Origin of the sequence: Sphingomonas gilva (genome assembly GCF_003515075.1) — a bacterium.
Classification (GTDB): domain Bacteria; phylum Pseudomonadota; class Alphaproteobacteria; order Sphingomonadales; family Sphingomonadaceae; genus Sphingomonas; species Sphingomonas gilva.
Genome location: NZ_QWLV01000008.1, coordinates 116,818 through 130,846, shown reverse-complemented (window position 1 = coordinate 130,846; position 14,029 = coordinate 116,818). Strand labels below are relative to the sequence as shown.

The window sequence follows — 14,029 nt, the reverse complement described above, 5'->3', positions numbered from 1 at the left end:
ACTTTCTCAGACAATTGTGAGGCCGCGCTAACCGGCAATTGTATCAGAACTGTGCCGAACGAGCCTGCTCGAAACGAATTGCATGGCGCGCAATCGCCGCAGCGGCGATTGCCCTTTCCGCATGCGCATGCGCGGTGTAATGGCGGGCGCGAGCGAGGCCCAAGACCATGTTCGACCAGATGGACGCGCTGATCCTGGCGCGTATCCAGTTCGCCTTCACGGTGAGCTTCCATTTCATCTTCCCGGCCTTTTCGATCGGGCTGGCGAGCTATCTGGCGGTTCTGGAAGCGCTGTGGCTGAAGACCGGCAAGGCGCTCTACCTCGACCTGTTCAAATACTGGCTGAAGATCTTCGCCGTCGCCTTCGCGATGGGCGTCGTCTCAGGGATAGTCATGTCCTATCAGTTCGGCACCAACTGGTCGGTCTTCTCCGACAAGGCGGGGCCCGTCATCGGCCCGCTGATGGCCTATGAGGTGCTGACCGCTTTCTTCCTCGAAGCCGGATTCCTGGGGGTGATGCTGTTCGGGATGCAGCGGGTGGGAAAGGGGCTGCACTTCGCCGCGACGCTGATGGTGGCGATCGGCACCTTCATCTCGGCCTTCTGGATTCTCTCGGTCAACAGCTGGATGCACACGCCGGTGGGCTTCGCGATCAACGCGGACGGCCAGTTCGTGCCGGCCGCGCCCTGGACCCAAATCGTCTTCAATCCCAGCTTTCCCTATCGGCTGGTCCACACCGTGATCGCCGCATATCTGACCACTGCGCTCGCGGTCGGCGCGGTCGGCGCGTGGCACCTGCTGAAGGACAAGGGCAATCCGCATGCCCGCAAGATGTTCTCGATGGCGATGTGGATGGCGGCGCTGGTCGCGCCGGTGCAGATCTTCGCCGGCGACATGCACGGGCTCAACACGCTGGAGCACCAGCCCGCCAAGGTGATGGCGATGGAGGGGCATTATGACAGCCATCCCGACGGTGCGCCGCTGATCCTGCTAGGCATTCCCAACCCGGAGGAGAAGCGCGTCGATTATGCCATCGAAATTCCCAAGGCGTCGTCGCTGATCCTGAAGCACGATCCGAACGCGCCGCTGGCCGGGCTGGACACGATCCCCGACGATCGTGAGCCGCCGGTCGCCATCGTCTTCTGGTCTTTCCGCATCATGGTCGGGATCGGCTTCCTGATGCTGGGGCTGGGGCTGTGGAGCCTGCTCGCGCGGGTCCGCAAGAAACTCTACGACTGGCATTGGCTGCACCGCGCCGCAATCCTGATGGGGCCGTCGGGCTTCATCGCGGTGCTGGCGGGTTGGGTGACGACCGAGGTGGGGCGCCAGCCCTACACCATCTACGGCCATCTGCTGACCGCCGACAGCGCCTCGCCGCTCGCTGCGCCCGCCGTAGGCGCGTCGCTGATGGCGTTCGTCATCGTCTATTTCTTCGTCTTCGGCGCGGGCACCTGGTACATATTGCGCCTCGCCGCCAAGGCGCCGCATCCCCATGAGGCGGGCGTCATCGAACAGGAGGACGGGCCGATCCGCACCGCCGGCATCACGCCCGGCCCGGCACAGGGCCATCCCGCCGACACCCGGGGAGGCGCGTGATGGACCTCGCGGTCAACGCCGACCTGACGGTCATCTGGGCGTTCGTCATCGCCTTCGCGGTTGCGGCCTATGTGGTGCTCGACGGATTCGATCTCGGCATCGGCCTGCTGTTCCCCTTCTTTCGCGTCGGCAAAGAGCGCGACACTGCGATGAACGCGATCGCGCCGGTGTGGGACGGCAACGAGACCTGGCTGGTGCTGGGGGGTGGGGGGTTGATGGCGGCATTTCCGCTTGCCTATGCGGTTATCCTGCCGGCGCTCTATGCGCCGCTGATCGCGATGCTGCTGGGCCTGGTGTTCCGCGGCGTGGCGTTCGAGTTCCGCTGGCGCGACCCGCGCCACCGCGCCTTCTGGGATTTCGCCTTCACCGGCGGATCGGCGCTCGCCGCCTTCGCCCAAGGCGTGACGCTGGGCGCGCTCCTGCAGGGAATCGATGTCGAGGGCCGCGCCTATGCCGGCGGCTGGTGGGACTGGGCGACGCCGTTCACATTGCTCACCGGCCTCGCGATCATGACCGGCTACGCGCTGCTCGGCGCGACCTTCCTGATCTGGAAGACCGACGGCGGCACGCGCGACGACGCCCGCCGCTTCGCCAGATGGCTCGTCCCCGCGACCGTCGTCGCGCTGGGCGCGGTCAGCGCCGCGACGCCGTTCCTAGAGGGACAATATTATGAGCGCTGGTTCGTCTTTCCGGGCCTGCTGGCGACGGTGCCGATGCCGCTGCTCGTGGTCGGCAGCGCCTATTTCGCCTGGACCGGGATTGGCGGCGGCCGCGACGGGCTGCCCTTCCTGCTCTCGCTGAACCTCTTCCTCCTGAGCATGATCGGCCTCGGCATATCGATCTGGCCGGACATCGTGCCCGGCCGCATCAGCATCTGGGACGCCGCCGCGCCCGAGAAGAGCCAGGTGTTCATGCTGATCGGCGCGGGGATCATGATCCCCGTCATCCTCGCCTACACCGCGTTCAGCTATTGGGTGTTCCGCGGCAAGACCGGGCATGAGGGCTATCATTGAGCGAGCGGCCCCTATGGCGGCGGCTGGGCTGGTTCGTCGGACTGTGGGCGGCTAGCGTCGCGGTGCTGGGCATCGTCGCCCTGATCATACGGACATGGCTGAATGGGTGAGGCGCTGTACGGCTGCGTCGAGGCGGGCGGCACCAAGTTCGTGCTCGGCGTCGCGAGCGGGCCCGATCGGGTGATCGCGACCAAGCGTATCCCGACGACTACGCCCGCCGAAACGCTGGGCCGAATGCGCGACTGGTTCGCCGAGCACACAATAGCGGCATTCGGCATCGGCAGCTTCGGGCCGGTGATCCTCGACCGCGCCGATCCCGCCTGGGGCCACATAGCCGACACGCCCAAGCCGGGATGGAGCGGCGCGGACATGGCCGGCGCGCTCTCCGGCTTCGCCGCGCCCGTCGGCTTCGACACCGACGTCAACGCCGCCGCGATCGGCGAAGCGCGCTGGGGCTCGGGGCAGGGGGCGGCGAGCCTGGTCTATCTGACGGTGGGCACGGGGATCGGCGGAGGCGCCGCGATCGGCGGCCGGCCGGTGCACGGCGCGCGCCACCCGGAAATGGGGCATGTCCGCGTTTCGCGGCATCCCGACGACGCCGGCCTCGCAGGCATCTGCCCGTTTCACGGCGATTGCGCCGAAGGGCTGGCCAACGGGCCGTCGATCATCGCCCGCCACGGCGCATCGCTGTCAGAGCTGCCCGCCGACCATCCGGCGCACATGATCGAGGCGCACTATCTGGCGCAGCTGGTGCAGAATGTCGTGGCGGTCCTGTCTCCGCAGGTGGTGGTGATGGGGGGCGGGGTGATGGCGACGCCGGGGCTGATCGACCGCGTGCGCGGCGAATACGCCCGCCTGGCGGCCGGCTATTTCGCCAGCCCCGCCGATCTGATCCGCGCGCCGGGATTGGGCGACCGTTCCGGTCTGCTCGGCGCGCTGGCGCTGGCGATGGCGGCGGAACGCGGGTAGCTTCGCGGGCTTGGCCGTGACGGAGTGAAAACGTGTTGCATCGCCGCGATCTGCTGATGGCGTCTGCCATGCTGCCCGGAATGGTGGGCGCGCGCGCTCTGTCGGCAGGGAGCGACCAGGCGCTGACGCCGGAAATGTTCGGGGCCAAGGGCGATGGCCGCACGGACGACAGCGCAGCCTTCGCGCGGCTATCGGCGAAGGTCACGGCCGACGGAGGCGGCACGATCGTGCTGCGCAGGACGACCTACATCGTCGGCACCCAGAGACCCGGCCGTGACGGTCGGCTGTCGGCCGCCGAACTGATGGTGTTCAAGGGGTGCGCCAAGCCGCTGACGATCCGTGGAAACGGTGCGCGACTGCGCTGCGCGGCCGGCCAGCGCTACGGTGTGTTCCAGGCCGACGGCACGCCGAAACAAGGCCAGAATCGCCGGAAAGACGGCGGCGTGGTACAACGGCCCTACCGTCACATGATCCTTGTCGAGCAATGCACCGGGGCGGTCGAGATCGATGATATCGAGCTGGACGGAAATCAGGACGCCCATGTCGTCGGCGGAAAATATGGCGACAAGGGCTGGCAGATCGCGACTGGAGGCCTGGCCCTAAGAAACAACAGCGGACCCGAAACGCTGACCAATGTTCATTCGCATCACCATGCGCAGGACGGGTTCTACATCGACGGCGTCGACCGGGCGACTCCCGGGGTGCGCCGCCGCCTGATCGGCTTGCGGGCCGACGCGAACGGGCGGCAGGGCATGAGCATCGTCGGCGGCCGCGGCTATGAGCTGTCGGGTTGTTCATTCACCCGGACGGCGCGCGGCAGGGTGGCGAGCGCGCCTGCTGCCGGACTGGACATCGAGGCGCAGCGCGGCAAGAAAATCCGCAACCTTCGGCTTTCGGATTGCCGTTTCGCGGACAATCGCGGCTGTGGCATGGTCGCCGATTCGGGAGACAGCGCCGACGTGAGGTTTGTGAAATGCAGCTTCATCGGCACCTCCAACTGGAGCGCCTGGCCGCGCAAGCCCGGTTTCGCCTTCGATTCCTGTCTGTTCGTCGGCACGCTGGTGCACGCGTTCGGCGACCCCGATCCGGCCAAGGCGGCACGCTTCGTCGATTGCGATTTCCGTGACGATCCCAAATTATCGCCAACGGGCAAGCTCACGATGCGCAAGAACCTGATCGCGGACCTTTCGCGTGCGCAGAACGTGTTGTTCGACCGCTGCCGCTTCCTGCTCACGCATGACGGCGTGCTGCCGTGGAGCGTCGGGCCGATCTACCGCGACTGCATCATGTCCCAGCGATCCGACAAGGTCGCGCACACGCGGGGCACCTTCCAAGGCCGCAACCGCATCACCGGCCCGGTCGCCATCGGCCGCTCAATCATACAGGGAAGTTTGGAGCTGAACGGGACGATTCTCGAGCGTAACGGATAGATGGAAGGCAACGTCGCATTGTGCCAATGTTTGGCGGCATGCTAAGTGGAACGCGAAGGGGGCTTCATGGATTTGAGTCTACGAGGGCTTGTTCCTAAGCCGGTTCGCCGCCTGATCGGCCGTTTGCCCGCTCCGGCCAAGACGGTGATTCATGCTCCGAGACTTTATGTTCGACGCCTTTGGCAATGGGCTTTCGTCGCGATTGAAACGAAGCCGGTCGGCAAAGGCAGCGCTGGACGCTGGCTTGCCTCGATCGCTGCCTCACCCTTGACAAGTGCGGGCGGACTCAATGGCTGGAAGCGCCCCATGCTGTCCTGGAACGCAACGCTAAGGGCCAAGGGGATCGGCGTTTTCTTTGTACGAGCGGATAGTGACGATCTTTACCATATCTTGCCGTCGCGGGAACGACATGTTCTTGAAATCATCAGACGATCTCTGTCGAAAGGTGACGTTTTCGTAGATGCGGGCGCCAACAACGGAGTCTTCACCGTGTTGGCCGCGCACTTGGTGGGCGAGAGCGGTCGTGTGGTGGCCATCGAGATGATTCCTTCTACCGCCTCCTGCCTGCGCAGGAACGTCGCATTGAACGATCTCGATAATGTCGAGGTGGTGGAACGGGCTTTGGCCGATACTGCGGGAAGAATCGTCAGCGCGATTGTACCGACGCGTCTGTTCGGTTCAGCCAGCATCGCTCATCGTGACGGCGCCGGCGAACGAATCGACGTGACGACGACGACGTTGGATGAAGCTACCGCAGGCATCGAGACGATCAATCTGTTGAAGATCGATCTCGAGGGCGCGGAACGCCTGGCGATGGCAGGTGCGGCGGCGACCATCGACAAATGCCGAGGGATCATATTCGAAGCCAAGGAAGACGATATCAGCGATATCCTCATCCAGCGCGGTTTCACCATAGATGTGCTCGACCGCAACAACCGGATAGCGGTGCGTGATCGCCGGGACCTCAGCGCATAGCGGCGCGCTCATCCCGTACCCCACAAAAGAAAATTTTGGTCGCATCGAATGGAGGGGCATCGCACATTGGCATGCGAAGTCGCCGCTGCAGAATTCCTATTCCCCCACCTAGATTGCATCACCTCATGTCCCTGACCCATCTCGACCGCCTCGAAGCCGAGAGCATCCACATCCTGCGCGAGGTCGCCGCCGAGGCGGGGAAGCCGGTGATGCTCTATTCGATCGGCAAGGATTCGGCGGTGATGCTCCACCTGGCGAAGAAGGCCTTCCATCCCTCGCCGCCGCCATTCCCGCTGATGCATGTCGATACGACATGGAAGTTCCGCGCTATGTACGAGCTGCGCGACCGGGCGGCCGCCGAGGCGGGGATGGAGCTGATCGTCCATCGCAACCCCGACGCCGAGCGCCAGGGAATCAATCCGTTCGATCACGGCAGCCTCCACACCGACATGTGGAAGACCGAGGGACTCAAGCAGGCGCTCGACAAATACGGCTTCGACGCGGCGTTCGGCGGCGCGCGGCGCGACGAGGAGAAGAGCCGGGCGAAGGAGCGCGTGTTCAGCTTCCGCTCCGCCAACCACCGCTGGGACCCCAAGAACCAGCGGCCCGAGCTGTGGCGGCTGTACAATGCGCGCAAGGCCAAGGGCGAGAGCATCCGTGTCTTCCCGATCAGCAACTGGACCGAGCTCGACATCTGGCAATATATCCGGCGCGAGGGGATCGAGATCGTCCCGCTCTATTTCGCCGCGCCGCGGCCGACGGTGGAGCGCGACGGGCTGATCCTGATGGTCGATGACGAGCGCTTTCCGCTGCGCGAAGGCGAGGTTCCCGTCGAGCGTTCGATCCGCTTCCGCACGCTCGGCTGCTATCCGCTGACCGGCGCGGTCGAGAGCGACGCGGCGACGCTTACCGACGTGATCCAGGAGATGCTGCTGACCACCACCAGCGAGCGCCAGGGCCGCGCGATCGACCATGACCAGGCGGCGAGCATGGAGAAGAAGAAGCAGGAGGGGTATTTTTGATGGGCGCGATGCTCCGCAACCACTTCTCTTCTTTCGTCACCCCGGACTTGTTCCGGGGTCCATTTCTCCACAGGCGCGGCGCTCATGGCACGAATGCGAGCGGCGCCACCTGCATCCCGCCCCAAGGCGTCGGGCTTGCGGCGCGATGGATGCCGGAACAAATCCGGCATGACGAGATGTTTAGTGGTGGGGCTTCATCATGATCGATCCCGCCTATGCTACCGACGCGCTGATCGCCGAGGATATCGAAGCGTATCTCGCCGGCCATGAAGCCAAGTCGATGCTGCGCTTCATCACCTGCGGATCGGTCGACGACGGCAAGTCCACGCTGATCGGCCGGCTGCTCTACGATTCGAAGATGATCTTCGAGGACCAGCTCGCCAGCCTCACCGCCGATTCGAAGGCTGTCGGCACGCGCGGCGGGGAGATCGACTTCGCGCTCTTGGTCGACGGCCTTGCCGCCGAGCGCGAGCAGGGCATCACCATCGACGTCGCCTATCGCTTCTTCGCGACCGAGAAGCGCAAGTTCATCGTCGCCGACACGCCGGGCCACGAGCAGTACACCCGCAACATGGTGACCGGCGCATCGACCGCCGACCTCGCCGTGATCCTGATCGATGCGCGCAAGGGCGTGCTGACCCAGACACGGCGCCATTCGACGCTGGTCCACCTGCTCGGCATCCGCCAGATCGTGCTGGCGGTGAACAAGATGGACCTGGTCGATTACGATCAAGGCGCGTTCGACGCGATCGTCGCCGATTATCGCGGCTTCGCCCAAGCGATCGGCATCGAGGATTTCACCGCCATTCCGATTTCCGGCGTGGCGGGGGACAATATCACCGGCGCTTCGGCGAACACGCCCTGGTATGCCGGGCCTTCGCTGATCGGGCATCTGGAGGAGGTGCCGGTCGAGGCGGACCGACTGGCGGCCGCGCCGTTCCGCATGGCGGTGCAGTGGGTCAATCGGCCCAACCTCGATTTCCGCGGCTTTTCCGGGCTGATTGCGAGCGGGCGGGTGCGGCCGGGCGACGCGGTGCGCGTGCTGCCGTCGGGCAAGACCTCGAGCATCGAGCGGATCGTCACGATGGGCGGCGATCTGGACGAGGCGGTGGCCGGGCAATCGGTCACGATCACCCTCGCCGACGAGATCGACTGCTCGCGCGGCGACGTGATCTGCGCCGCCGACATGCCGCTCGAAGTCGCCGATCAGTTCGAGGCGACCTTGGTCTGGATGGCCGAGGAGAGCATGTTCCCGGGCCGGCCCTATCTGATGAAGATCAGCGCCGTGACCGTGCCCGCCTCGATCACCGAGCCCAAATACGAGATCGACGTCAACACCCAGGCGCACCTGCCGAGCAAGTGCCTGGGGCTGAACGCGATCGGCGTGGTTAACCTGTCGACCGACCGCGCGATCCCCTTCGCGCCCTATGCCGAGAGCGCCGATCTGGGCGGCTTCATCCTGATCGACCGGCTGACCAACGCGACCGTCGGCGCGGGGATGATCCATTTCGCGCTCAGGCGCGCGCACAACATCCATTGGCAGGCGATCGACATCGATCGCGAGGCGCATGCGCGGCAGAAGAACCAGCGGCCGCGGCTCCTGTGGTTCACCGGGCTTTCAGGATCGGGCAAGTCGACCATCGCCAACCTGGTCGAAAAGAAGCTGCACGCGCTGGGGCGGCACAGCTTCCTGCTCGACGGCGACAATGTCCGCCACGGCCTCAACCGCGATCTCGGCTTCACCGATGCCGACCGGGTGGAGAATATCCGCCGCGTGGGCGAGGTGGCGAAGCTGATGACCGACGCCGGGCTGATTGTGCTGACCGCCTTCATCAGCCCGTTCCGCGCCGAGCGCGAGATGGTGCGGCGGATGCTGCCCGAAGGCGAGTTCGTCGAGATCTTCATCGACACGCCGCTGGAGGTGGCGGAAGCGCGCGACGTGAAGGGGCTCTACGCCAAGGCGCGCGCCGGGAAGCTGGCCAACTTCACCGGCATCGACAGCCCCTATGAGGCGCCCGAGACGCCGGACATTCGAATCGACACCACGCGGATGTCGCCCGAAGACGCCGCCGAGGCGATCGTGGATAACGTCCTGGACGCATGGAGCCCGGTGATTTGACGAGCCGGCTTCCCGCGCTGGACGATCTGGTGCGGCTTGCCGTCGCCGCGGGCCAGGCGATCATGCCGTTTTACCGCGGCCCCTGCGCGATATCGACCAAGGCCGATGCGTCACCCGTCACCGAAGCCGATCGGGCGGCCGAGGCGATCATCCTCGCCGGGCTGCGCGCGCTCGATCCGGCCCTGCCGGTGATCGCCGAGGAGGAGGCGGCGGCCGGACGGGTTCCGCAAACCGGATCGACTTTCGTTCTGGTCGATCCGCTCGATGGTACGCGCGAGTTCGTCGCGGGGCGCGACGAGTTCACGGTCAACATCGCCATTGTCGACGAAGGCGTGCCGGTGCGTGGCGTGGTTTATGCTCCTGCGCTGGGCAGATTATGGGCGGGCGATATCGGCACCGGGGCGTGGCGCGCACGGATCGATGCCGAACGGGATGGCGATCTGCGCCGCCAACCGATCGCGGCACGCCAACCGCCGGCCGCGGGGCTGGTCGCGGTCGCCTCGCGCTCGCACCGCACGCCCGAGACCGACGCCTATCTCGCCCGTTTCACCATCTCCGATCTGGTATCGGCCGGTTCGTCGCTCAAATTCTGCCTGGTGGCGGAAGGGAAGGCGGACCTTTATCCCCGGCTTGGCCGGACGATGGAGTGGGACACGGCGGCCGGTCATGCGGTTCTCCGCGCCGCCGGGGGGGAGGTGCTCACGCTCGATGGATTGCCCTTGACCTATGGCAAGCGCGAGCGGGGGTATGACAATCCGCACTTCGTGGCGGTGGGACGAGCAACTGACGGGCTATAGCAGGCTGGACGCTGCCGATCTCCCCGCGTAGGGACCGTGCCACAGCATCGATAGGCCTGCCGGGTGAGTATCGCTAAAAATACGGCCTACAATTTGGTGGGCAAAGTCCTGCCCCTGTTTGTTTCGATCGTGACGGTGCCGGCGTATTTGCACGTGGTCGGCCTGGAGCGATACGGCGTGCTTTCGATCGGCTGGCTGCTGCTCGGCTATCTGGGGTTTCTCGAACTGGGCATGGGGCCATCCCTGCAGCAGCGCATTGCCATGCTTCGAGATGGCAGCGCCAGTGAGCGCAGCGATATTTTCTGGACGGCCCTTTGGCTGAACTGCGTCGCAGGAATTGTTGGGACCATAGCCCTATATCTCGGTGCCCATTTCTATTTCGATACCTTGGATAAAGTCTCACCGGAGGTGAAAGCAGAAATTGCCGATGCAATTCCATGGCTTTCGCTCGCAGTAGGCGTGGGAATGCTGAACAGCGTCTCGATGGGCGCCATGAAGGGGCGCGAGCGCTTCCTGCAGGCGAATATCGTGTCCTCAAGCAGTTCGATCGCGATGGCGCTATTGCCGCTGGCTGTGGCCTATTTCATTGCACCAAGGCTCGATTTGCTGATCGCCGCATCGTTGGTCTGCCGGATAGCGGCGGCGGCAGTTCAGTTCCTTCAAACCCGCAAGGCGGTGCCGCTTGGTCCACCTCATCGGCCAAGTTGGGCTAGAGCTGGCCAGTTACTGCGGTTCGGCGGCTGGATGTCTGTAACGACCATCTTGACACCACTAGCTGCCTCATTCGATCGCTTGCTAATTGGGTCGTGGCTGGGCGCCGCTGCTGTCTCGCTATATACCGTGCCGTTCAACCTCGTATCGCGTACCAAGCTGTTGCCCGATGCGTTGTCGTCGGCGATCTTCCCGCGCTTTGCGTCGATCCCGCCTGACCGGCGCGATGCTCTCGAGCGCAATGCGATCGAAGTCACCCTGGTGTTGATGACGCCGTTCACCCTCGCGTGCATTGTTATGATCGGGCCGTTTCTGCGGATTTGGATTGGTGACGAACTGGGCGCCCGCGCCGAACCCATCGCTCACATCATCCTCGCCGGGTGGTGGGCCAACGCGTTTGCGCGTGTTTCGATGTCCCGGGTGCAAGGCGGTGGGCGACCGGACATCGTGACCAAGTTGCTGCTCGTGGAACTGCCCTTCTACTTCGCGACGCTTTATTTTTTAATGAATGAGCTGGGCATAATAGGCGCGGCGTTGGCGTGGTCCGCCCGTGCCGCGATCGATCCGCTGGTGCTGATGCAATATAACGGCCAGTTGATCCCGCTTTGGCGGCACCTCGCAACAACCGCGATCCTTGTTATTCTGGCGACCGGCGTGGGCGTGCTGATGCCGTATGAGATGCCGCTGCGCTGGCTGATTCTCGCAGTTCTCTTGCTGGTCGGCATGGTGTTCGGATGGCGCAACGCTCCCGACAATCTCAAAGCGATCGCCGCGAAGGCGCTGGCACGGCGGACTCCATCGACTAAGGGAAGCCCGCCTCGTGTCCAGTGAGGCCGATGCCATAGGAGCTCTTGAACATGTTGCGTGATTTGGCGGTCAGGTTGGAACGAGGCGTTCGTCGACGGCTGGGAATGTCGTTGGACAAGGGTACGATCGCACCGTTCACGCTTTCGGAGGAACAAGTCAGCGCCATTCGCAGCCCATCTCCGGGACCTTTCGAGCAGGCATTCTACGATCATAAGGGGCGCATTGCGCACAAATGGACGCACTACCTGCCGATCTATGACCGCATCATCGCGCCCTGGATCGGCAAGCCGGTAAGGATGCTGGAAATCGGCGTCAACAAAGGCGGCTCGCTCGAAGTCTGGCGAACCGTTCTTGGCAGCGACGCGACGATCTTCGGCGTGGACATTGACCCTCGTGTCGCGACGCGGGTCGAAAGCCCCAACCAGGTGAGGATCGGTTCGCAAGACGACCCCGATTTTCTACGAAGCGTCGTGCAGGAGATGGGCGGTGTCGATATCGTACTGGACGATGGTTCCCATATCGGCCGTCACGTCATCAAATCGTTCGAGACGCTTTTTCCGCTGATGCCCGTCGGAGGCGTCTATGTCATCGAAGACCTCCAGACATCCTATTGGCCTGGAATGCACGAAGGGGGTTATCGCCGGAAGGGCACGGCGGTGGAGTATCTGAAAACTCTGGTCGACGAGATCAATGGCAGATTCCACAGTCACGGGACATCGGAATTGTTTCGCGAGCAGATCGGGTCAATCCAGTTCTTCAGCGCGGTTGCGGTGATCGAAAAGTGTGCGCCCAAAGGTGAAACAGGACATTTCAAGCGAGGCCTGCGGGCTCCGGGAAGCTGAAAGGTAAAATAATGCACTCGGCTAGTTTTGATAAGATGATGTCATTCTTCCGTAGTTATCGGGGCCAGTTCCCGACGTTGGAAGGTAAGACTAGAGTTCTCGAGGTTGGATCGAAATCCTACAGAGAACAAGATACATATCGGTCAATTGTTGAAGATGACCGGGAAATTTATACGGGATTGGACCTTGAGGCCGGCAAAAACGTTGATATTGTGCCGAGCAATCCTTATGTATGGGAGGAGATTGCCGACGCAAGTTTCGACGTCTGCATCTCGGGTCAGACATTCGAGCACAATCCCTTTTTCTGGGTTACGGCTTGCGAAATCGCGCGGGTTCTGGTGCCGGGAGGATATACCTGCATCATCGCTCCAGGTGGAGGCCAGGTTCATCGGTTTCCTGTCGATTGTTATCGCTACTATCCGGATAGTTGGGCCGCCATCGCGGCGCTTGCCGGTCTCGAGATAAGCGAAGTTTACTTCGAGACGGACGAAGTTGCGCTGCGCGTGAAGGGCGGGCGGTGGCGCGACAGCATGTTGATTGCGCGCAAACCGCTTCAAACCGATGAGGCGGCGGCCCGGCGTCGTCAGCAGGTGGTTCAGCCATTCAAGGAAGGTTTTGGAAGCTTCGAGGCGATAGGCCATAAGTACGGCCCTGCGGTCGAAGACTATGTGGCGCGGACCAAGGTTCCGCCACTGCGGGCCATCCGCCAGAAGGTGGGAAGAAGAATCTCGCCCTTCGGTGTCCTCGGTATTTATCGCGGCTGAGGGACGAAAGGATGGGCGCTCGCGTCTCGATCGCCATGGCAACTTTCAATGGCGGCGCGTTTATCGCCGAGCAGCTGGAAAGCTTTGCCGTGCAGGATCGGCGACCGGACGAGATCGTCATCAATGACGATCGTTCGACCGACGATACATTGGCGATCATCAGCGCATTCGCGGTAAGATCGGGAATACAGGTATCGATCGAGGTCAACGACCGACGGCTGGGAGTTCGTGACAATTTCGCCGCGGCGCTTTCCCGCTGTACGGGCGATATCCTGTTCCTGTCCGATCAGGACGACGTCTGGCTGCCTACCAAGATCAGCCGGATGCTGCGGCCGTTTGAAGAAAATCCGCGCACGCTCAGCGTTCTATGCGACCAGATCATCTGCAACGGCGATCTCTCGGTCCGCGGACCTCGCAAATCCGCCAATATTCGCGGCCTCGGCTATGACGTCAGCAAAATGGCGACCGGATGCTGTACGGCGCATCGGCGCGACGTCCTTCGGCTAGTGCTTCCCCTTTCGAGTTCGATGGCCCACGATCTGTGGATCGCCAGATTGCTGACGCCGTTGGGCGCCCGCGTGTTCGTCGACGAACCATTGCAGCTTTACCGGCGACATGGAAACAACGAATCGAACTGGCTGGCCAGTTCAGTCAAACCGATTGGTACCTTCGACCGGGTGAAGGCGCTGCAGACCCAAAGCGGCGCCGAGCGATGGGAGCGCCGTGCACGGCAGAGTCTAGAGGTTGCTCAGCGCTTGTCCGAGCAGTGTCAATGGCTCGCGGATCACGGATTTGCCAAGGCAGGGGAGCGAGCGATCGCGAAGCTCGAGTGTGAGGCCGCGAGCCTGCAGCGTCGCGGGCAGCTGGCGAAGGTCGGCCGGCTGCGGCGTTTGCCGATGGTGTTCGATCTCTATCGATCCGGCGGCTATCGCAATTTCCACGGCATGCGCAGCGCGCTTGGCGACATGCTGCGTTGATCGCCGGA

At 63.5% G+C, this 14,029-nt stretch carries 13 protein-coding genes; all 13 read left to right on the top strand.

The annotated features are described in order from the left end of the window. The first annotated feature begins 167 nt into the window (after positions 1-167). The 13 genes from D1610_RS14900 to D1610_RS17450 all read left to right on the top strand — a co-directional run bounded on the left by D1610_RS14900 (position 168) and on the right by D1610_RS17450 (position 14,021). Positions 168-1,595 (top strand): cytochrome ubiquinol oxidase subunit I, encoded by a 1,428-nt coding sequence (locus D1610_RS14900; RefSeq protein ID WP_118864990.1) that lies wholly within the window; start codon positions 168-170, stop codon positions 1,593-1,595. Further along, on the top strand, positions 1,595-2,608 hold the full coding sequence (gene cydB, locus D1610_RS14895) for a cytochrome d ubiquinol oxidase subunit II (protein WP_118864989.1): 1,014 nt from the start codon (positions 1,595-1,597) through the stop codon (positions 2,606-2,608). Before D1610_RS14900 ends, cydB begins: the two co-directional genes overlap by 1 nt. Next, complete coding sequence (locus tag D1610_RS14890) at positions 2,605-2,718, top strand: DUF2474 domain-containing protein (protein WP_118864988.1); 114 nt, start codon at positions 2,605-2,607, stop codon at positions 2,716-2,718. The genes cydB and D1610_RS14890 overlap by 4 nt, the downstream gene beginning before the upstream one ends. Continuing rightward, on the top strand, positions 2,711-3,577 hold the full coding sequence (locus D1610_RS14885) for an ROK family protein (protein ID WP_118864987.1): 867 nt from the start codon (positions 2,711-2,713) through the stop codon (positions 3,575-3,577). Before D1610_RS14890 ends, D1610_RS14885 begins: the two co-directional genes overlap by 8 nt. Positions 3,578-3,609: 32 nt before the next feature. Continuing rightward, the gene (locus tag D1610_RS14880) at positions 3,610-5,007 is read left to right on the top strand and encodes a glycoside hydrolase family protein (protein ID WP_147414352.1); all 1,398 of its coding nucleotides are present in this window, start codon (positions 3,610-3,612) and stop codon (positions 5,005-5,007) included. A 66-nt stretch (positions 5,008-5,073) separates the two neighbouring features. After that, positions 5,074-5,982 carry an FkbM family methyltransferase gene (locus D1610_RS14875; RefSeq protein WP_118864985.1) on the top strand — a complete coding sequence of 303 codons (909 nt, stop codon included), beginning with the start codon at positions 5,074-5,076 and terminating at the stop codon, positions 5,980-5,982. 125 nt (positions 5,983-6,107) lie between these two features. Beyond that, positions 6,108-7,004 carry a sulfate adenylyltransferase subunit CysD gene (gene cysD, locus D1610_RS14870; RefSeq protein WP_118864984.1) on the top strand — a complete coding sequence of 299 codons (897 nt, stop codon included), beginning with the start codon at positions 6,108-6,110 and terminating at the stop codon, positions 7,002-7,004. 199 nt (positions 7,005-7,203) lie between these two features. Next, positions 7,204-9,123, top strand: coding sequence for a sulfate adenylyltransferase subunit CysN (gene cysN / locus D1610_RS14865; RefSeq protein WP_118864983.1), 1,920 nt, complete (start codon positions 7,204-7,206; stop codon positions 9,121-9,123). Beyond that, positions 9,120-9,920 carry a 3'(2'),5'-bisphosphate nucleotidase CysQ gene (gene cysQ / locus D1610_RS14860; RefSeq protein WP_245942290.1) on the top strand — a complete coding sequence of 267 codons (801 nt, stop codon included), beginning with the start codon at positions 9,120-9,122 and terminating at the stop codon, positions 9,918-9,920. The genes cysN and cysQ overlap by 4 nt, the downstream gene beginning before the upstream one ends. A 63-nt stretch (positions 9,921-9,983) precedes the next feature. Next, a complete protein-coding gene (locus tag D1610_RS14855) occupies positions 9,984-11,462 on the top strand; it encodes a flippase (protein WP_118864981.1) in 1,479 nt (492 codons plus the stop codon). Positions 11,463-11,488: 26 nt separating this feature from the next. Continuing rightward, positions 11,489-12,280, top strand: coding sequence for a class I SAM-dependent methyltransferase (locus D1610_RS14850; RefSeq protein ID WP_118864980.1), 792 nt, complete (start codon positions 11,489-11,491; stop codon positions 12,278-12,280). Between the two features lie 38 nt (positions 12,281-12,318). Continuing rightward, positions 12,319-13,044: a methyltransferase domain-containing protein gene (locus tag D1610_RS14845; RefSeq protein WP_222927026.1), complete on the top strand. Its 726-nt coding sequence runs from the start codon at positions 12,319-12,321 to the stop codon at positions 13,042-13,044. Between the two features lie 11 nt (positions 13,045-13,055). Then, positions 13,056-14,021: a glycosyltransferase gene (locus D1610_RS17450; RefSeq protein ID WP_118864978.1), complete on the top strand. Its 966-nt coding sequence runs from the start codon at positions 13,056-13,058 to the stop codon at positions 14,019-14,021. The last annotated feature ends 8 nt before the right edge of the window (positions 14,022-14,029 follow it).